Annotated in this window: 17 protein-coding genes; 10 read left to right on the forward strand and 7 right to left on the reverse strand. The window is 60.4% G+C overall.

Annotation, left to right across the window (positions count from 1 at the left end; all coding sequences use genetic code 11):
* Positions 1-4: 4 nt before the first annotated feature.
* The 3 genes from ACR0AC_RS10700 to ACR0AC_RS10710 are packed head-to-tail and all read left to right on the forward strand — an operon-like array spanning position 5 to position 4,014.
* On the forward strand, positions 5-832 hold the full coding sequence (locus ACR0AC_RS10700; protein ID WP_480873252.1) for a DUF3237 domain-containing protein: 828 nt from the start codon (positions 5-7) through the stop codon (positions 830-832).
* Positions 825-2,939 (forward strand): hydroxysqualene dehydroxylase, encoded by a 2,115-nt coding sequence (locus tag ACR0AC_RS10705; RefSeq protein WP_480873254.1) that lies wholly within the window; start codon positions 825-827, stop codon positions 2,937-2,939. The genes ACR0AC_RS10700 and ACR0AC_RS10705 overlap by 8 nt, the downstream gene beginning before the upstream one ends.
* A 4-nt stretch (positions 2,940-2,943) precedes the next feature.
* Positions 2,944-4,014, forward strand: a complete 1,071-nt coding sequence (locus tag ACR0AC_RS10710; RefSeq protein ID WP_480583988.1) for a polyprenyl synthetase family protein — start codon at positions 2,944-2,946, stop codon at positions 4,012-4,014.
* On the opposite strand, the gene ACR0AC_RS10715 is transcribed toward ACR0AC_RS10710, so the two are convergent.
* The 3 genes from ACR0AC_RS10715 to ACR0AC_RS10725 form a co-directional block, all read right to left on the reverse strand.
* Positions 4,005-4,442 (reverse strand): hypothetical protein, encoded by a 438-nt coding sequence (locus ACR0AC_RS10715; RefSeq protein WP_480873256.1) that lies wholly within the window; start codon positions 4,440-4,442, stop codon positions 4,005-4,007. The two genes, ACR0AC_RS10710 and ACR0AC_RS10715, sit on opposite strands and share 10 nt — an antisense overlap.
* Positions 4,443-4,572: 130 nt before the next feature.
* Positions 4,573-5,262 carry an RES family NAD+ phosphorylase gene (locus ACR0AC_RS10720; RefSeq protein WP_480873257.1) on the reverse strand — a complete coding sequence of 230 codons (690 nt, stop codon included), beginning with the start codon at positions 5,260-5,262 and terminating at the stop codon, positions 4,573-4,575.
* Positions 5,259-5,768: an antitoxin Xre/MbcA/ParS toxin-binding domain-containing protein gene (locus ACR0AC_RS10725; RefSeq protein WP_480873259.1), complete on the reverse strand. Its 510-nt coding sequence runs from the start codon at positions 5,766-5,768 to the stop codon at positions 5,259-5,261. Before ACR0AC_RS10725 ends, ACR0AC_RS10720 begins: the two co-directional genes overlap by 4 nt.
* A 156-nt stretch (positions 5,769-5,924) precedes the next feature.
* On the opposite strand from ACR0AC_RS10725, the gene ACR0AC_RS10730 reads away from it, so the two are divergent.
* The gene (locus ACR0AC_RS10730; protein WP_480873261.1) at positions 5,925-6,710 is read left to right on the forward strand and encodes an ABC transporter permease subunit; all 786 of its coding nucleotides are present in this window, start codon (positions 5,925-5,927) and stop codon (positions 6,708-6,710) included.
* A 12-nt stretch (positions 6,711-6,722) separates the two neighbouring features.
* Here the strand turns inward: ACR0AC_RS10730 and ACR0AC_RS10735 are convergent, their stop codons facing one another.
* The 4 genes from ACR0AC_RS10735 to ACR0AC_RS10750 form a co-directional block, all read right to left on the reverse strand.
* Positions 6,723-7,361, reverse strand: coding sequence for a nucleoside/nucleotide kinase family protein (locus ACR0AC_RS10735; RefSeq protein ID WP_480873263.1), 639 nt, complete (start codon positions 7,359-7,361; stop codon positions 6,723-6,725).
* The gene (locus tag ACR0AC_RS10740) at positions 7,358-8,134 is read right to left on the reverse strand and encodes an ATP-binding cassette domain-containing protein (protein ID WP_170630976.1); all 777 of its coding nucleotides are present in this window, start codon (positions 8,132-8,134) and stop codon (positions 7,358-7,360) included. Before ACR0AC_RS10740 ends, ACR0AC_RS10735 begins: the two co-directional genes overlap by 4 nt.
* Complete coding sequence (locus ACR0AC_RS10745) at positions 8,134-9,207, reverse strand: ABC transporter permease (protein WP_170622634.1); 1,074 nt, start codon at positions 9,205-9,207, stop codon at positions 8,134-8,136. The genes ACR0AC_RS10740 and ACR0AC_RS10745 overlap by 1 nt, the downstream gene beginning before the upstream one ends.
* A 112-nt stretch (positions 9,208-9,319) precedes the next feature.
* Positions 9,320-10,336 carry a sugar ABC transporter substrate-binding protein gene (locus ACR0AC_RS10750; RefSeq protein WP_170622633.1) on the reverse strand — a complete coding sequence of 339 codons (1,017 nt, stop codon included), beginning with the start codon at positions 10,334-10,336 and terminating at the stop codon, positions 9,320-9,322.
* A 256-nt stretch (positions 10,337-10,592) separates the two neighbouring features.
* Here ACR0AC_RS10750 and ACR0AC_RS10755 point away from each other — a divergent pair, with 256 nt between their 5' ends.
* The 6 genes from ACR0AC_RS10755 to ACR0AC_RS10780 all read left to right on the forward strand — a co-directional run bounded on the left by ACR0AC_RS10755 (position 10,593) and on the right by ACR0AC_RS10780 (position 18,016).
* Positions 10,593-11,708, forward strand: coding sequence for an ROK family transcriptional regulator (locus ACR0AC_RS10755; RefSeq protein ID WP_170622681.1), 1,116 nt, complete (start codon positions 10,593-10,595; stop codon positions 11,706-11,708).
* A gap of 139 nt (positions 11,709-11,847) precedes the next feature.
* Positions 11,848-12,849, forward strand: coding sequence for a Gfo/Idh/MocA family protein (locus ACR0AC_RS10760; protein WP_480873266.1), 1,002 nt, complete (start codon positions 11,848-11,850; stop codon positions 12,847-12,849).
* Entirely contained in the window at positions 12,849-14,420 is a 1,572-nt protein-coding gene (locus ACR0AC_RS10765) for an acyl CoA:acetate/3-ketoacid CoA transferase (protein ID WP_480873268.1), read from the forward strand. The genes ACR0AC_RS10760 and ACR0AC_RS10765 overlap by 1 nt, the downstream gene beginning before the upstream one ends.
* Positions 14,417-15,184 (forward strand): enoyl-CoA hydratase/isomerase family protein, encoded by a 768-nt coding sequence (locus ACR0AC_RS10770; protein WP_480873270.1) that lies wholly within the window; start codon positions 14,417-14,419, stop codon positions 15,182-15,184. The genes ACR0AC_RS10765 and ACR0AC_RS10770 overlap by 4 nt, the downstream gene beginning before the upstream one ends.
* Before the next feature lie 5 nt (positions 15,185-15,189).
* Entirely contained in the window at positions 15,190-16,713 is a 1,524-nt protein-coding gene (locus ACR0AC_RS10775; RefSeq protein ID WP_480873272.1) for an aldehyde dehydrogenase family protein, read from the forward strand.
* A gap of 52 nt (positions 16,714-16,765) precedes the next feature.
* Complete coding sequence (locus ACR0AC_RS10780; RefSeq protein ID WP_170630506.1) at positions 16,766-18,016, forward strand: ABC transporter substrate-binding protein; 1,251 nt, start codon at positions 16,766-16,768, stop codon at positions 18,014-18,016.
* Positions 18,017-18,105 lie beyond the last annotated feature (89 nt).

Genomic DNA, 18,105 nt, shown 5'->3' on the forward strand with positions numbered 1-18,105 from the left:
GGTCGTGCGCGAGTTCACCGACAAAGGGATTACCCTGCGGTGGTCCGAGGCGGTCACCCAGACCGTCAGCGGGGTTCAGCGGGTTCTGGTCGAGGCCGGACCGGCTGTATCGTCGCACGACACGTTGCGATTGCTGTTTTCCGAAGCGGGCGGGCCGGAACGCGCGGTGCGGGGGTGGCCTGTTGGGTGTGATCCGAAGACAGGAATGCAGCAATTCGCCGCCACTTTGCCCCTTGCTTTGGCGGGCAAGCCGATGTCGTGGCGTCCCGTTCTGACAAGCCGGGGTCGCGAAGTTGATCCGGGCTATCAGCAGGTCAAGCCAGCGCAAAAACCGGCAGCAGATGCGGCCCCGGTATCGCCGGCTCTGGACCATATCGCGCGTTTTGTGGTTCCGTTTGACGCAAATTTTCGCACCACCGGAGAGACCCCGGAAGGGCTTTGGCTGCATTTCGCCATCCGCGAAGGCGGCACGGTTTGTGGCCCGAAGCTGAATGGCACGATTGAGCCGGTGGGCGGCGACTGGATGCAGGTGCGACCGGACGGGGTGGGCAGTCTGAATGCGCGGGCGATGATCAAACCGGACGATGGTGGCGAGCCGATCATGTTCGAGGACTCAGGCATTTGCGACTTTGGTCAGACAGCCTTTGCCGCATTGTGCAAGGGGCAGCTGCCCGCCACGGCCCCCGTTCACATTGCCTCACGTTATCTGACGTCGAACCCCAACTATAAGTGGCTGAACCGGGTGCAGGGGATCGGGATCGGGCAGGCGAGCCTGTCCGACGTCACCCTGCGCTTTGACGTCTATTCCGCGAAAGGAACATCTGATGCCTGAGAAGGTGGTCATACTGGGCGGCGGCGTGGCGGGGATGAGTGCCGCGCATGAGCTGATCGAGCGCGGGTTCGAAGTTGAGGTTTATGAACGACAACTGATCGCCGGCGGCAAGGCACGCAGCATCCCCGTGATGAAAAGCGAAGATGACCGGGGATCGAAAGCCAAGCATATCGAGGCGCTTCAGCAATGGGTCGATATGGACGGCGCGGACTTCCCGCCCGGTGTCAAACGCCCCTGGTTGCCGGGCGAACACGGGTTCCGCTTCTTCCCGAACTTCTACCGCCACATCACCGACACGATGGCCCGCACGCCCTATTACGACAAGGGCACCTGTTTCGATAACCTGATGCCAACCACGCAGGTTCTGGTCAGCCAGTTCGACAAGCCGGGCATTATCGTTCCCGAACGCTCTCCCCGGTCCTTGAAAGAGGTCGCGGACGCGCTCAAGACCTTCGCCTTTACGATCTCGCCCCGGGATGAGATCGGGTTCGAGGATGTCGAACATTTCATCAGCTGTATGTGGCGCATTGCAACCTCGTGCAAGGAACGGCGCGAGGATGAGTATGAACGCACCGGCTGGTGGGATTTCATCGGGGCCGAAGAACGGTCAGAGGCCTATCAGAAGTTTCTGGCGATTGGCCTGACGCGCTCGCTGGTGGCGGCCAAGGCCACAACGGCCAGCACCAAGACCGTGGGCGATATCGCCATTCAGTTGCAGCTGGGCATTGCCACACCGGAACCGCATTGCAACCGATTGCTGAATGGGCCGACAAATCTGGTCTGGATCCAGCCCTGGCTCAACTACCTCGAGAGCAAGGGGGTGAAATACCACTTCGATTCAAAAGTCACGGGCATCGAGTGCCGAGACGGGCGGATCGTGAACGCCACAATCGAGCAGGCCGGGAAAGAGGAAACGATCACCGGCGACTGGTTCATCAGCGCCCTGCCAATCGAACGGATCGCGCCGCTTGTGACCCGGTCGATGACCGCTCTGGATCCGGCGCTGGCCAAGTTGAAGCTGTTGGCTGAGAACGTCCAGTGGATGAACGGCATCCAGTATTACCTGACGAAAGAGGTCGAACTGACCCATGGCCACGTGATCTTCATCGACAGCCCATGGGCGCTGACCGCAGTGTCGCAGAAACAATTCTGGCCCGATATCAATTTCGAGAACTGGGCCGAGGGCAAGACCAAGGGCCTGCTGTCCATCGATATCTCCGAATGGGACAAGCCGGGCCTGAACGGCAAGACCGCACGCAACTGCACCCGCGAAGAGATCGCGGATGAGGTCTGGGCGCAGATGAAACGCAGCCTCAACGTGGACGGCCAAACCGTTCTGCGCGACGAGGATATGCACTATTGGTTCCTTGATCCCGATATTGTCGCCGACCCCGAGCACCCCTCGCGGATGAGCAATGTCGAACCGCTGCTGGTTAATCGCATAAACACGTGGCGCTTGCGGCCCAACGCGGCGACTCTGATCCCGAATTTCTTTCTGGCGTCGGATTATGTGCGCACCTTCACCGACCTTGCCACCATGGAAGGCGCGAACGAAGCCGCGCGCCGCGCCGTCAATGGCATCCTAAGGCGCAGCAACTCCGACGCCGAGCTTTGCAAAATCTGGGATCTGCACGAACCGGATATTCTGCGCCCGCTGCGGGCCTATGATTACGCGCGGTATCAGGCCGGTCTGCCCTGGGATGATCGGTTTTCGGAGGCGGTTCAGGCATCGCTGCGCACCGCGCAGGACACCACGGGAACGACGGGCGGGGGTGAAGGGCCGTTGGCCGCTGTCGGCCCAATTGCCAGCGAGTATTCCAAGCCCGGCGGGTTTGTCGAAGAACCCGCGATTGCGGATGCGCTGCGGATGGTGTGCCCTCCGCCCGCATTGTATGATATGATGGCGTCTTACGTGCCGGGTGTGGACATCCCGATCCCGGGTGCAGAGCAGGCCGAAGAGGTCGCGCTGGACGTTGTCGGAACCGGGGCCGAGCCCTCATCCGTGCCCGGCGTGGACCGGATCATGGGCACATCGCTGAATTCAAAGCCGAACCCCGGCGCGGCGGGCGGTTCGCGCCGCAAAGTTATCATCACGCAGAAGGGCTGAGCCTGTGAGCGCATCCACCGCGCATCTGGATCCGGCGGCAACGCAGGGATTTCTGGAGCAACTGACCTCTTACGGGGATCAGGCGCGACAGGCGTTGTTGGACCGGCTGCCGACGCATGAGCCCAAAGATTATCTGTACGGTCCAATCCGCGACTATATCGAAACGTCCGGCAAGGGGCTGCGCCCGGCGCTTTTGCTGGCGACCTGCGAGGCGTTCGGCGGCAAAACCGAAGATGCCATCGTGTCAGCAGCGGTGATCGAACTGCTGCACAACGCGTTTCTGATCCATGACGACATTGAAGATGTCAGCGATTTCCGTCGCGGCCGGGAATGCATGCATAAACGCCTCGGCGTGCCGCTTGCGATCAATACGGGCGACGGCATGCAGGCGCTGGCCTTACGTCTGTTGCGCGACAATCTGGACCCGCTGGGCCCCGAGACGTCGGCGCGCGTGCTGGATGAGTTCGATCACCTTCTGCTGCAATCCATCGAAGGGCAGGCGATCGAGCTTGGGTGGATTCGCGACAACCGGATGGACGTCACCCCGGCGGATTACCTGACCATGTGTCTGAAAAAGACCTGTTGGTACAGTTTTATCCACCCGCTGCGGATTGGAGCGTTGATCGCGCGACCGGATGATGTGGCCTCGGGCCGGTTGAATCTGGACGATTTCAACGCCTTTGGCTTCTTTCTGGGGGCCGCATTTCAGATACAGGATGACGTTCTGAACCTTGTCGGAAGTCAAGACAAATACGGCAAGGAAATCGGCGGCGATATATACGAGGGCAAACGGACCTTGATGCTGAGCCAGCTCAGCCTGAATGGCGAGCAGCGCGAAAAAGACCGCCTGTCCCGGTTTCTGTCCGACCCCAGACAAGACCGCTCGACCCATGATGTCGACTGGGTTTTGTCGCGGATGCACCATTACGGCTGTGTCGAGTACGCGCAGCGCGCGGCGGATGATCTGCTTCAGTCAGCGCGCACTGAGTTTGACAACGTGTTTGCCGGGGCTCAGGGCGGCCCACGGGCTTTTCTGGGTCAGTTCATGGATTATCTGGTCGCGCGTCAGGTCTGACGGGCGGCGATATCGAATTTTACCACGATGGCCGAGCGTTCCGAGCCAAAACAATGAACCCGCCCATGATACTGGCCGGGGTCCACCAGATCGTGCACCGTCAGAATAACGCTGACATCGACCACTTCCCCCGCGCCCAGCTTTAGAGTGGCAGGCTCGACCCGCAGGCGGTCGGCGGGGATCACAGCACCTTCTTCGTTCGTCAGATCACCAGCCTCGAACCGCATCTCAACCGCACCGAACCCGGCCGGTGCGGCAACGGACAGCACAATTGTTCCCGTTCCGCCCGGTCTGCAGGTTTCCTGGCATTGAAATGGCCCGTCCAGCGGCAGTTTCTGACCGGTTTCAGCGTCCAAAACACTGCGCGCCAAATCCGATATCGGGTTTTGATCCAACATCGGCGCGGTCGGATCTACTGCACGAAGCATGCTGGCGTAGGGTTTTCGCTCGAAATAAGGCATGCCTCGAATGTGCACGGGACGTGGCGGTCAGTAAACAGAATTTTCGTCGGGGTTATCGGCTTTTTCAGGGAAATGCAGGGTTTTGATGTCCCAGCGGTTACGTCAATTCCTCGACCGTCACTTTGCCCGTCGGGCGTATGTCGATCTCGAAATGGCGGGCCTGAACAACATCTTGCACCGATGGCGGGTCAAAGCAGACCCAGTTTTCATGTCCCGGCCTGCGAACGCTTTCATAGCGAATGCCAACCAGACCCAAACCAGGGCCCGCGTGTCGCACATGTTCGCCAAAGCGTTGGGGAACGGGATAGTTTGTATCGTCGGGGTCATGAAACTCGGGGTGTTTGCCAAAGACATCGACAAAATCGCCGACCAGCCGTGCCTCGTATTCGCGATAGGCCTCGCGTTTGTGGGTCAGACCCGAAAGTGAGATTTCCTTGCGCAGCCCATTGGCGACTTCAAGCACCGAGGTCATGAGATCGCTGGCCGCGTACCACGCGCCCAACAGGGATGAGGTGAAACGCATCCCCGTGACCGACCCGTGCAGAAACGAGGACATGACAATGCTGGCATTGGGTCGGCCATAGACCCATTGTGCCCGATCCAGCCGGGACAAGCGCGTGGCCACCAGCCGGTCATTGGTCCAGCCTTCCAGTTCAAAGACGTCTGCCAGATCGTCGGCGCTGGCCACGTCTTCGAACGCGGACACAGGCGGGAAGCGTGACGGGATGATACGGCAGGTTGAAGATGTAGCTCGGGCACGGGTGTACCCGGTCAGATCCCAGCTCACAAAAAGACCACGTCGTCTTCGGTTACCGGTTCGAAACTGCCCTCGGGCGCGCCCTGACCCATGTCACCACCGCGCCAGGCATCCAGATAGCGGCGCACGGTCATCATGCCGTCCTGCCCACCGGTCACGATCAGATGCAATGGGGACGACCCTGCAAAGACCGTGCCCTTATGCGGGCTGGTCAACCATTTCACCGCCTGATCCTGATCCAGAAACAGGATCGACAGGGCCTTGTGGATCCCCAAAATGGCCGAGATGCGCACCAATGTGTCAAAGGGCAGAGAGATCGGCTTGCGATCAACCGCCTTCCTGATCCAGGCGTGATAGGTCGATCGACCGGGATGCCCCAATGTTGCAATGCGCTGCGCCTCGCTCAGCCCCCAGCCTTGCGCGATATTGCGAAACGTGCGCAGACCCGGCCCGCTGAGGCGCGCGCGATCTGCGGCTTCAACCGGGACAAGCAACGGGGCGGCGTTGTCCTCTTGCGGCAGAGCTGCGATTTCCATGGCGTCCTCATTGTCCGAAAACAGATTTAATGTCTATATATAGACAAAACGCCCGTAATTCAACTCTGCCCGGGCAATTCCGCGCGTTGACCGAACCGCGCAGTTTGCCTATCCCGGTCAGGCTGAAGGAACCCAAAACGGCGCGTTGGACAAAAATTGCGCAAAACCAACATACTGGACCATGTGATCCTGATTGTCGGAGCGGTCGTCATGACCGGGCCGGTTGCCGTGTTGGGCTGGCAACTTGTGGCCGGTGTTGGCGTCGGCAATCTGTGGCCACTGTTCCAGAACCTTTGGGAAAACGGGGTCAGCAGCAACAGCATCAGTGCCGGGGCGATGATGTGGAACTCGCTGGTACTGGCTGTTGGCGTGGCGGCCCTGAAATGCTCAGTATCAATGTTGGCCGCCTATGCGCTGGTCTATTTTCGCCTGCGTTACAGAAACCTGATCTTTGCAGCGATCTTGCTGGCCATGTTCTTTCCCATCGAAAGCCGGATGCTGCCCACATCCGCCGTGACCAGCGATCTGGGCCTTCTGAACTCTTACACCGGGATGATCCTGCCTGTTTCGGCCAGCGGGCTGGGCGTTCTGGTGCTGAACCAATTCCTGCGGCAAATCCCGGTTGAGCTGATGGAGGCCGCCAGAATGGACGGTGCCGGACCGATGCGGTTTTTCTTCGATACGATCCTGCCCTTGTCCCTGCCGATGATGGCCGCGCTGTTTGCGATCCTGTTCGTGTTCGGCTGGAACCAATATGCCTGGCCGGTCATCATCACCACGACCAGCCTGACCCACAGCACGCTGGTCAGCGGGATGGTCTATGCCGGGATCGGGGATCCGGCGGGGATGGCGCTGGCGTTGATGGCCCTGTTGCCGCCCGCCGTTATTTTGTTGCTGGTGCAACGCCAGTTGGTGCGGACACTGACGGCTGGGATTCACTGACGTCAGCCGGTTCTAACGCAGCACAATATCCGCAGGACGTGAGTTGGAGAGAATCCGTTTCGCGTTCGGAATATCATTCGCCAGCGCACGGGCATGGGCCGCGTCAGGGGGCAGGCCGTGATCCAGCCAACGCGCGGTCAACCTGTCCTCCAGCGTGGGCAGATCAACATCCAGAAAGACGCTGAGCGCCCATATCTGGGTAAGGTTTGCCCAGCCAGCTTCTTTCAACAGCAGGTAATTGCCCTCGACCAGAACAAGCTTTTGCTCGGGCGCGACCAGTCCACGCGCGGCGATGGCCTTGTCAATCTCGCGGTCAAATTCGGGAACGGCGACCTCATCTTCGGTCAACAGGCGGTGCAGAATTGCCTGAAACCCGGCGATGTCGAAGGTTTCCGGCGCGCCTTTGCGCTCCAGCAAACCGCGCTTGATCAGGATGGCGTTGTCATAGTGAAACCCGTCCATCGAGACCAGACCGGTGGCGATCCCCTGCCGCTGCAACATGTCCCGCGCCAACGCCGCGATGGTCGTCTTCCCGGCGCCCGGAGGGCCTGCAATCGCCACAAGGTTCCGCGTTTTCTGGTCAGGCAGCGCCCGGACCGCCTCGGCAATCTGCTGGGCGAGGTCAGGGGCTGTCGATCCTTCCGCCGTCACGCCGCCTTGCCTTCACCGGGTGGGTCCATCGCGCCAGTCATAAAGGCCACCGCGTCGGACATCGAATGGTCTTTGGGGTCGATCACACACAAGCGTTTGCCCAGACGATGCACGTGAATACGGTCGGCGACCTCGAACACATGGGGCATGTTGTGGCTGATCAGGATGATCGGAATGCCACGCGATTTCACGTCCTGGATAAGCTCCAGCACCCGACGGCTTTCCTTGACGCCAAGCGCCGCTGTGGGCTCGTCAAGGATGATGACCTTCGACCCGAAGGCCGCCGCCCGCGCCACGGCGACGCCCTGCCTTTGACCACCGGACAGTGTTTCGACCGCCTGATTGATGTTCTGGATGGTCATAAGGCCCAATTCGCTCAGCTTGTCGCGCGCGAATTTCTCCATCGCGGGACGGTCGAGCATTCGGAACCATGACCCTAACGGGCCGCTCCGGCGGATCTCGCGCCCCATGAACATGTTATCGGCAATCGACAGGGCAGGGGACATGGCCAGGGTCTGGTAAACGGTCTCGATCCCGGCTTCCCGCGCGTCGATGGGCGAATGGAACTGCACCTTCTGCCCATCCAGCCAGACGTCGCCTTCATCCGGCGTGACCGCGCCTGAAACCGCCTTGATCAGCGTAGATTTGCCTGCGCCATTGTCCCCGATCACCGCCAGAATTTCGCCCGGCATCAGGTCAAAGTCACAATGGTCCAGTGCGGTGACCTTGCCGTAGCGTTTGACAAGGTTGCGTCCTTTGAGAATGGGTTCCATCAGGCTGATACCTTTCTGATCCATTGGTCGACCGCGACCGCTGCAATGATGAGGATACCGATCAGCAGGAAGGTCCATTGCGCATCCGCCCCAAGCAGGCGCAGACCCAGTGTGAACACCCCGACAATAAGCGCTCCGAACAGCGAGCCCAGTATCGAGCCGCGCCCGCCGAACAAAGAAATCCCGCCAATCACAACCGCCGTAATGCTTTCGATATTGGCCAGTTGCCCCGAAGTCGGTGACACCGATCCGATGCGACCGATCAGGGCCCAGCCCGCAAAGGCGCAGATCAGACCGGACAGCATATAGACCGACATCAGTGTGCGGTGCACGTTTACACCCGACAGTTCGGCGGCTTCGGGATCATCGCCCACAGCATAGACATGCCGCCCCCAGGCCGTGTGCCGCAACGCGTAAGCCAGCACCAATATCAGCACCAACATGAAGATGACGCCAACCGTGAAAACGGCCCCGCCCACGTTAAATTTCGCGCCAAACACTTGCAGGATCGGGGCGTTTGTTTCGATGTCTTGCGAGCGGATCGTTTCGTTTTGCGAATACAGGAAGTTGGCGGCCAGAACGATCTGCCACATGCCCAGCGTTACAATGAACGGGGGCAATTTGACCCGGCTGACCAAATATCCGTTGATCGCGCCAATGGCCGTCCCGACAGCCAGCCCGCAGATGATCGCGACCGTTGGCGGCAGGCCGTAGCGAAAGGTGAATTGCCCCATCACCACTGACGACATCACCATGATCGCACCCACGCTCAGGTCGATGCCTGCGGTCAGGATCACAAGGCTCTGTGCTGCTGCGACGATACCGACGATCTGCACCTGTTGCAGGATCAGTGTCAGCGCAAAGGGCGAGAAAAACTTCGACCCCAGCAAAACGCCAAAGATGACAATGGCGGCAACAAGAACGATCAGCGGAACAAGCGAGGGGTTCACATGCAGGAAATGCTGAACCGTTCCCACAAATCCCCGGTGATGATCTTCAAACTCTGCGACCTGTTCCGGGCTGCCCTGCGCGGCGGCCTCGAAATCATCAGGTTGTCGTGACGTATCGGACATAAAAGGTTCCCCCAAGCGTCAAGAGCCCGTCTGCGGACCATTTTAGCAAGTTTTCGGGTAAAGGTGTGATTGGATGGCAGGAGGCCGCAGTGCCGCCTCCTGCGTCGTCAGATTAACCCCAGCAGAGGTTCATGCCTTCATCGACCGAGATCGACTCGACCCCATCGGCGGCCTTGTCGGTGACAAGCGCAACGCCAGTGTCAAAGAAGTCCTTGCCGGGCGTGTTTTCGGGCTTCACACCCTCATCGGCCCATTTCTTAACCGCTTCGACACCCAGCGAGGCCATCAGCAGCGGGTATTGCTGCGAGGTCGCGCCGATCACGCCATCGGCCACGTTCTGCACGCCGGGGCAGCCGCCATCGACCGACACGATCAGCACGTCATTTTCGCGTCCAATCGCCTTGAGCGCTTCGTACGCACCCGCAGCAGCCGGTTCGTTGATGGTGTGCACAACGTTGATCGTCGGGTCCTTGGCCAGTAGATTCTCCATCGCGCGGCGACCGCCTTCTTCGTTCCCGGCGGTGACGTCACTGCCGACAAGGCGGGGGTCATCCTCGTCTCCGATCACGTTGGGGTCCGCCAGATCGACGCCAAAGCCCTGCAGGAAACCCTGATTGCGCAGAACGTCCACGGTGGGCTGGCTGACCGCCAGATCCAGTGTGGCAATCTTTGCGTCATTGGCCGCATCGCCCAGCGTCGCCTTGGCCCATTGGCCAATCAGCAGCCCGGCCAGGAAGTTGTCGGTGGCAAAGGTCGCATCCGCCGACTCAATCGGCTCCAGCGGTGTATCAAGCGCAATCACCAGCACGCCCGCATCCCGTGCCTGCTGCACGGCAGGTACGATGGATGAGGTGTCAGAGGCGGTCAGCAGAATGCCTTTTGCGCCGTCCAGAATGCAGGTCTCAATCGCCTGAACCTGGGTTTCGTGGTCGCCATCGACCTTGCCCGCGAAGGCCTTCAGGGTCATGCCAAGCTCTTCTGCCTTGGCGGTCGCACCTTCCTTCATCTTGACGAAGAAGGGGTTGGTGTCGGTCTTGGTGATCAAACAAACAGTGGTGTCGGCAAACGCGCTGCCTGCTGTGACCGTCAGGGCCAAAGCTGTCGCGCCTGCGAAAGTCGCAAGTTTCATAAGTTCTCCTCCCAATTTCTCCCATGCCGGTGTCGGCATATGGGTGATCGGGCAGCAATGGCCCGACCCCACGGCAAAACCATCACAAGAATCTCAAAATGAGTCAATAAATAAATCACTCTTATTTATTATTGACAGAAAGACGCCGGTTTCTCATGTTTTGAACAGGGGAGGGTCAGACGTGTCTGTTGAAGTGCCACAGGAAAACACGCCGTCAGAACGGATTTCCGAGGTCAAAGGGACCAACCAAAGCGGAATGCGCGCTCGGAATGAGCGTCTGGTCCTGTCTCTGGTCCGCAGGCACGAAGCCTTGGCCAAGTCCGAAATCGCGCGGATGACGGGTCTGTCTGCGCAGACCGTGTCGGTCATCATGCGGCAGCTGGAAAAGGATGGTCTGCTGCTGCGGGGCGAGCCTGTGCGGGGCAAGGTCGGGCAACCCTCGATCCCGATGCGGCTTAACCCGGATGGGGCGTTGTTTTTCGGTTTGAAAATAGGTCGTCGCAGCGCCGAATTGGTTCTGACCGACTTTCTTGGGCGCGTGCGAAAGCACGAAAGTCAGACGTACGACTACCCGCGACCGGACGCGACACTGAAATTTGCCAAACAGGCGCTGGATCGGATGATCTCTGACCTGTCGCCCGAGGCCCGACCCCGCGTCGCGGGCCTTGGGATCGCCATGCCTTTCTATTTGTGGGACTGGGCACAAACCCTTCAGGTGGCGCAGAAAAAGATGGACCCCTGGCGTACGGCAGACATTCAGGCGGATTTGGCCGAAGCCTATGACTTTCCCGTCTTTTTGCAGAATGACGCAACAGCGGCCTGCGGTGCGGAACTGGTTTTTGGCCCCGCCGACGGGCCGCGCGATTTCCTGTATTTCTATGTTGGCTATTTCATCGGCGGCGGCGTTGTCCTGAATGGTTCGATCTATGCGGGTCGGGGAAATGCAGGGGCGCTTGGGCCCATGCCCGTTCCTATAGAAACAGGCGTTGTGAAGCCGTTGATCGACGTGGCCAGCCTCTACACCCTGGAACGTGCCGTCACCGCAACCGACGGCTTGATGTGGGAGGAAACCGATCAGTGGCATATCCCACAAGTCGAGTTGGACAATTGGCTGCAACAGGCCGGGTTCGGACTGGCCTGTGCGATTGTCTCATCCTGCAGCCTGATCGATTTTGAATGCGTCAAGATCGACGGCTGGCTGCCCGAGGACATCAAGGCACGGCTGATTGCCGAGGTCGAATCACAGATGTCACAGCTCAACCTGACTGGGCTTGAACGGCCTCTGATCGCGGCCGGGTCTGTTGGCCCAAGCGCCAGATCGCTGGGCGCGGCCAGCCTGCCATTGTCCGAACGGTATCTGGTCGAAGCGTAAACCCCTCGGGTTTTCTACATTTTATCGTCAGCATCATGAGTGCCAGCGCGCGGGTTCCGGCAGGGGTAAATGATTCCTCTTGAAAATTTTGGAACGTTCCACTACACATCTCTGGAACGTTCCAATTTGGGAATCTGCTATGAACTGGGTATTCGTCGGGGCCAGCACAATTGCCGCGCAACATATGCTGAACGCCGTGCGCAAGCAGCCGGGCAACGAGGTGACCTGGATTGTCAGCACCTCACCTGACCGGGTGCAGATCTGGGCGGATGACCACGGCATTGCAAACGCCACCACCGATCTGGCCACGGCGCTGGCGGATTCGGATGTTCAGGCGGTCTACATTTCCTCGACCAATGAAAAGCATCACGCGCAGGCTTTGGCGGCGATCGCAGCGGGCAAGCATGTTCTGTGTGAAAAGCCGTTGGGCATGACGCAGGGCGAAGCGGTCGAGATGGTGCGGGCCGCCGAAGCCGCAGGCGTCACCTTTGGCACGAACCACCACCTGCGCTGCTCGGGCACCCATCGCGCGATCCGGGACCTCATCGCCGCCGGGCGTGTCGGCAAGGTGCTGTCACTGCGCATTCATCACGCGGTTCACCTGCCGGGCCATTTGCAGGGCTGGCGGATCAATGACGCGGGCGCCGGTGGCGGCGTGATCCCCGACATCGTCGTGCATGACGCGGACGTCACCCGGTTCCTGCTACAGGAAGATCCCGCAAGCGTTGTGGCGCAGATGACAAGTTCCGGCATGGGGCAGGGGGTCGAGGATTCCTGCATGTCGGTCTGGACCATGCCCTCGGGCGCGATGGTGATGACCCATGAAAGCTTTACCCATCCCTATGCGGGCTCGGGTCTTGAGGTGCACGGCACCCTAGGGTCGATCTTTGCCAAGGGTATCATGACCCAGCAGCCGGTGGGTGACATCACCCTTGTCACCGAAGCCGGTAGCGAAGCGATCCCCTATTCCAACCATGATCTTTACGTGCAGGGCGTCTCGGACTTCGTCGCCGCCGCTGCCGGGCAAGGACGCCCCGCCGCCGATGGCCCGGACGGGGTCAAATCCCTGTCCGTCGCGCTGAGCGTGCGCGAAGCGGCAGCAACCGGTCAGCGCGTTGACGTCAACTATGGTGGCTTCTGATGAGCAAGCTTGTTTCTGCATCCGACGCCGTATCCCGCATCCCGGATGAGGCGATTGTGACCGTCTCATCCTCGTCAGCTTTGGGGTGCCCCGATCTGGTTCTGAAAGCCATGGGTGAGAGGTTCCGGGCCGAGGGGCATCCGCGCAATATCACAACGATGCACCCGATTGCGGCGGGGGATATGTATGGGGTCAAGGGCATGGAATATCTGGCGCAGGACGGGTTGCTGACCCGTGTGCTGGCCGGATCATACCCCTCGGGGCCGTCCAGCCTTGAGATGCCGGAAATCTGGAAGATGATCGTAGAAGATCGCGTGGCCGCCTACAACGTGCCCTCTGGGATCATGTTCGACATGCACCGCGAGGCTGCGGCCCGGCGTCCGGGCGTTCTGACTCAGGTCGGGCTGGATACTTTCGTAGACCCGATACGCGAGGGTTGCGCGATGAATGCGCGCGGGTCCGCTTCGCCCATCGTCGCGCGCGCCGAGTTTGGCGGCCAGACCTGGCTGCACTTTCCCAACATCATCCCGACTGTCTGCATCCTGCGCGCAACCACTGCGGATGAATTCGGCAACCTGACCTATGAGCATGAAGGGGCCTATCTGGGCGGGCTGGAACAGGCCATCTGCGTGCGCAACCATGGCGGGCTGGTGATCGCGCAGGTTCAGCGCGTGACTGCCGAGGGCAGCCTGCGTCCGCATGATGTACGCGTACCAGGCCATCTGGTCGACTTGATCGTCGAGGACCCGGATCAGAAACAGACCACTGAAACGCCCTATGACCCCGCCATCTCGGGCCAGATCATGCGCCCATGGAACAGTTTCTCATTGGCCGAAGATGGTGTTGAGAAGGTAATCGCGCGCCGGTCTGCAATGGAATTGTGCGCGGGGATGAGCGCAAATCTGGGCTTTGGCATCAGCGCCATGGTGCCCCGCATTCTGCTGGAGGAAGGGCATCCCAAGGCCGTCACATGGGCCATCGAACAAGGGGCCGTCGGGGGTGTTCCGCTGACCGGTTTCGCCTTTGGTTGTGCATCCAACGCGCATGCTTACGTGCCCTCGCCGCAGCAGTTCATCTACTTTCAGGGCGGCGGGTTCGATATGTCCTTCCTGTCCTTCCTTGAGGTTGACGTGGACGGCAACGTGAATGTCTCGAAACTGGGCAAGAAGCCTTATCTGACCGCAGGGTGCGGTGGGTTTGTCGATATCACCGCAGGCGCGAAAAAGATCGTGTTTTCAGGCTGGTTCGAGGCTGGTGCTAAGATCGATCTGGGTTCGGACGGGATCAGCGTCGCGGCCCCCGGCAAGTTCACCAAGATGGTGGATCAGGTGGAACACGTCACCTTCTCGGGCCGCCGGGCGCGCGAGCTTGGACAGGATGTGATCTACGTGACCGAGCGCTGTGTCATCCGCCTGACCGAACAGGGGCTGGTCGCGACCGAGATCATGCCGGGCATCAACGCGCAGCAAGACATTATGGCAGCATCAGAGGGCCGCGTACAAGTTGCTGAAAACGCAGCCTTAATGCCAAAGGCCCTGTTCACCGAAGGCCCAATGGGGATGACGATTTGAGCGGGATTGGCTTTCATATCAACGGGGCGACGGCTGTCCTGACGCTGGACAACCCGTCCAAGCTGAATGCGCTGACGATTGACATGCTGGACGCATTGGAAACTCACGTACAGCAGGTCGAGCGGGACAGCGCGGTTCGGTCTCTGGTGCTGACCGGGGCGGGGGAAAAAGCGTTTTGCTGCGGCGCGGATATTGGTGCCTGGGGGGGGCTTAGCCCAGCAGAGTTTGCCCGCCATTGGGTGCGGGACGGGCACCGGATTTTCGACCGCCTCGCACGGCTGGGCAAACCAACAATTGCCGCGATCAATGGCCATGCCTTTGGCGGCGGGCTGGAATTGGCCAGTTGTTGCGACCTGCGGCTGATGGCCCCTCGCGCAACTCTGGCCTTGCCCGAGGCGCGGATCGGGATTGTTCCGGGTTGGTCCGGCACACAGCGCGTGGCGCGGCTGATCCCTGAAGGGGCGGTCAAGGAAATGGCTTTGTTCGGTCGCCGTATTGGCGCAGACCGCGCGGTTGCCCTGGGCTATGCCGCCGAAGTGGCCGACGATGTCCTGACCCGCGCGCTTGAGATCGCCACCGAGGCGCAGGCTCTGTCCCCGCGCGCCACCGAGATTGCCAAGAACATGATTCACGCGGCGGTCGGCGAAGATTCAGCAGCCGCGATCGAGGCGCTTGGCAGCGCTGCGGCGGCGGCCTCAGCCGATCGGGACGAAGGCGTCGCGGCCTTCATGGAAAAACGTAACCCCCAGTTTTCAGGGCTTTGACGCATATGAAAGACCTCACGATCAACCCTGCGATCCCGTTCGCGCTGCCCGAAATGTTCGAAGGCCGCCATCTGATCAATGGCGCATGGCAAAGCAGCGCGTCAGCTGAGACGTTCGAGCGTCGCTCGCCCTCGCACGGGCATGTCGTCAGCCGGTCAGCGCTTGGCGGCGCGGCCGAGGCCGAAGCGGCCATCGCCGCAGCCCGAACCGCATTTGACAGCGGCGTCTGGAGCCGCGCGTCGGGCAAAGACCGCGCAACAGTACTGCTGAAAGTAGCGGACCTGATCGAGCAGAATTTCGACCGCATTGCCCTGATAGAAACACTGGAAAGCGGCAAGCCGATCAGCCAGTCCAAAGGTGAAGTTGGGGGGGCCGCCGATCTGTGGCGCTATGCAGCGTCGTTGGCCCGCAGCAACCATGGCGACAGCCACAACACGCTGGGCGCAGATATGATGGGTGTGGTTCTGAAAGAGCCCATTGGTGTTGTCTCAATCATTACCCCGTGGAATTTCCCGTTCTGGATCCTCAGCCAGAAACTGCCCTTTGCGCTGGCCGCAGGCTGCACGGTGGTTGTGAAACCCTCCGAAATGACGCCCTCGACCACCATCATGCTGGGCGAGTTGTTGATCGAAGCCGGACTGCCCGCAGGGGTGTGCAACATGGTACTGGGCTATGGTGTGCCGGTTGGCAGCACGCTCTCGGCCCATGAAGACGTGGATATGGTCAGCTTCACCGGCTCGACTGCCGTGGGCAAAACCATCAGCAAGACGGCATCGGATACGCTCAAGAAGGTTGCGCTGGAACTGGGCGGCAAGAACCCACAGGTGATCTTCCCCGACGCCAATCTGAATGCGGCCGCAGATGCGGTGGTGTTTGGCGTCTATTTCAACGTCGGCCAGTGCTGCAACTCCAGCAGCCGCATCATCGTGCACGAAGACATTACCCAGGCGTTTTCGACCAAGGTCGTCGAGCTGTCCCGCAAGGTGAAATTCGGCGACCCCCTGGACCCCAGCACTCAGGTCGGGGCCATCGTTACAGCCGAGCACAATGCCAAGATCGATGCCTATGTGAAACAGGCGCAGGATGCAGGCGCGACCATTGCCCTTGGCGGGGACCGCCTGACCGTCGACGGGTTGGGCGATCAGTTCTACCAGCCAACCATTGTGACAGATGTTCAGCCCGACATGCCCATTGCGCGGGATGAGGTATTCGGACCGGTTTTGTCGGTCCTGACCTTCAAAACACTGGACGAGGCCATCGCCCTGACCAATGATAGCGCTTACGGTCTGTCCGCCGGGGTCTGGAGTGACGACGTTCACACCTGCCTGGAATTCGCCCGACGCGCCGAAGCGGGAACGGTCTGGACCAACACCTGGATGGACGGGTTCCCCGAAGTGGCCTTTGGGGGCGTCAAGCAATCCGGGCAGGGGCGGGAAATCGGACGCTACGGGTTCGAGGAATTTTTCGAGGTTAAATCGGTGGTCATGCGCATCGGCAACAGCCGTGCGCCCTGGGTGCCGCAAGACTGACCGGCGGGAAGCGAGCCGCCGGAACCAAGATCGCATTAAGGGAGGAAACAAAATGCGTAATCTGTTGAAGACGAAATCTCTGATTGTGGCCGGGTTGCTGTGCACGACCAGCTTGGCGCAGGCAGAAGAGGTCGAGGTGCTGCACTGGTGGACCTCGGGTGGCGAGGCCGCAGCGCTGAACGTTCTGAAAGATGACCTGTCCGGTCAGGGCGTCGGCTGGACCGACATGCCGGTTGCCGGTGGCGGCGGTGAGCAGGCGATGACCGTTCTGCGCGCGCGTGTGACAGCAGGCAACGCGCCAACGGCGGTTCAGGGTCTGGGCTTCGACATTCAGGACTGGGCCGCGCAAGGTGCTTTGGCCGATCTGAACGAAGTGGCCGCGCAGGAAGGTTGGGACGATGTTGTACCGGACGCGTTGAAGGCCTTCGCCAAGCATGACGGCAAGTGGGTCTCGGCCCCGGTAAACGTGCATTCGACCAACTGGGTCTGGGCCAACAAGGCGGTTCTGGATGCAAACGGCATCGCTCAACCCACCAACTGGGAAGAATTTGTGGCTGCTGTTGAGGCGCTGAAAGCCGCCGGAGTGACCCCGATTGCCCATGGTGGTCAGGCCTGGCAGGACGCCACTATTTTCGACGCTGTGGCCATGTCGACATTGGGTCCGGATGGCTACAAAGCCGCGTTCATCGATCTGGACGAAGAAGCCCTGGGTGGTGACGCCATGAAAGAGGCGTTCGACCGCATGGCCTTTATCCGCGAAAATGTGGACGAGAACTTCTCGGGCCGGGACTGGAACCTGGCGACTGCGATGGTCATCAACGGCGAGGCCGGTTTCCAGATGATGGGCGACTGGGCCAAGGGTGAGTTTCTGAATGCGGGTAAGGTGCCCGGTCAGGACTTCCTGTGCTTCCGCTTCCCCGGCACGGCAGATCAGGTCACCTTCAACGCGGACCAGTTCATGATGTTCGATCAGGGCGGTTCTGTTTCGGCAGAACAGGCGGCGTTGGCCAGCGCGATCCTGTCACCGTCCTTCCAGTCGGCGTTCAACGTTGTGAAGGGCTCGGTTCCCGCGCGGACCGATGTCAGCGACGCCGACTTTGATGACTGCGGCAAGCAGGGCATGAAGGATCTGGCGGCGGCTGCATCCTCGGGCAACCTGTTCGGATCGATGGCCCATGGTCACGCAGCACCTGCCTCGGTCAAAAACGCGGTCTATGACGTCGTAACGGCGCATTTCAACGGTGAATACGACAGCGAAACCGCTGTGGTCGAACTGGTCGACGCCGTTTCCATCGCCAAGTGATCACCTGATCCTCCCGACGGGGCGGCAAACGCGCCGCCCTGTCACCAGCGGGCACATCCCGCGCCTTAGACACCCCCGACTTGAAGGAG

This window comes from Ruegeria sp. H7, from assembly GCF_056532945.1.

Excerpts from the sequence above, each read along its gene's own strand:
- ACR0AC_RS10705 (WP_480873254.1), top strand. The coding sequence starts at position 825 with ATGCCTGAGAAGGTGGTCATACTGGGCGGCGGCGTGGCGGGGATGAGT.
- ACR0AC_RS10715 (WP_480873256.1), bottom strand. The coding sequence starts at position 4,442 with ATGCTTCGTGCAGTAGATCCGACCGCGCCGATGTTGGATCAAAACCCG.
- ACR0AC_RS10725 (WP_480873259.1), bottom strand. The coding sequence starts at position 5,768 with ATGGAAATCGCAGCTCTGCCGCAAGAGGACAACGCCGCCCCGTTGCTT.
- ACR0AC_RS10740 (WP_170630976.1), bottom strand. The coding sequence starts at position 8,134 with ATGGAACCCATTCTCAAAGGACGCAACCTTGTCAAACGCTACGGCAAG.
- ACR0AC_RS10745 (WP_170622634.1), bottom strand. The coding sequence starts at position 9,207 with ATGTCCGATACGTCACGACAACCTGATGATTTCGAGGCCGCCGCGCAG.
- ACR0AC_RS10750 (WP_170622633.1), bottom strand. The coding sequence starts at position 10,336 with ATGAAACTTGCGACTTTCGCAGGCGCGACAGCTTTGGCCCTGACGGTC.
- ACR0AC_RS10755 (WP_170622681.1), top strand. The coding sequence starts at position 10,593 with ATGCGCGCTCGGAATGAGCGTCTGGTCCTGTCTCTGGTCCGCAGGCAC.
- ACR0AC_RS10760 (WP_480873266.1), top strand. The coding sequence starts at position 11,848 with ATGAACTGGGTATTCGTCGGGGCCAGCACAATTGCCGCGCAACATATG.
- ACR0AC_RS10765 (WP_480873268.1), top strand. The coding sequence starts at position 12,849 with ATGAGCAAGCTTGTTTCTGCATCCGACGCCGTATCCCGCATCCCGGAT.
- ACR0AC_RS10775 (WP_480873272.1), top strand. The coding sequence starts at position 15,190 with ATGAAAGACCTCACGATCAACCCTGCGATCCCGTTCGCGCTGCCCGAA.
- ACR0AC_RS10780 (WP_170630506.1), top strand. The coding sequence starts at position 16,766 with ATGCGTAATCTGTTGAAGACGAAATCTCTGATTGTGGCCGGGTTGCTG.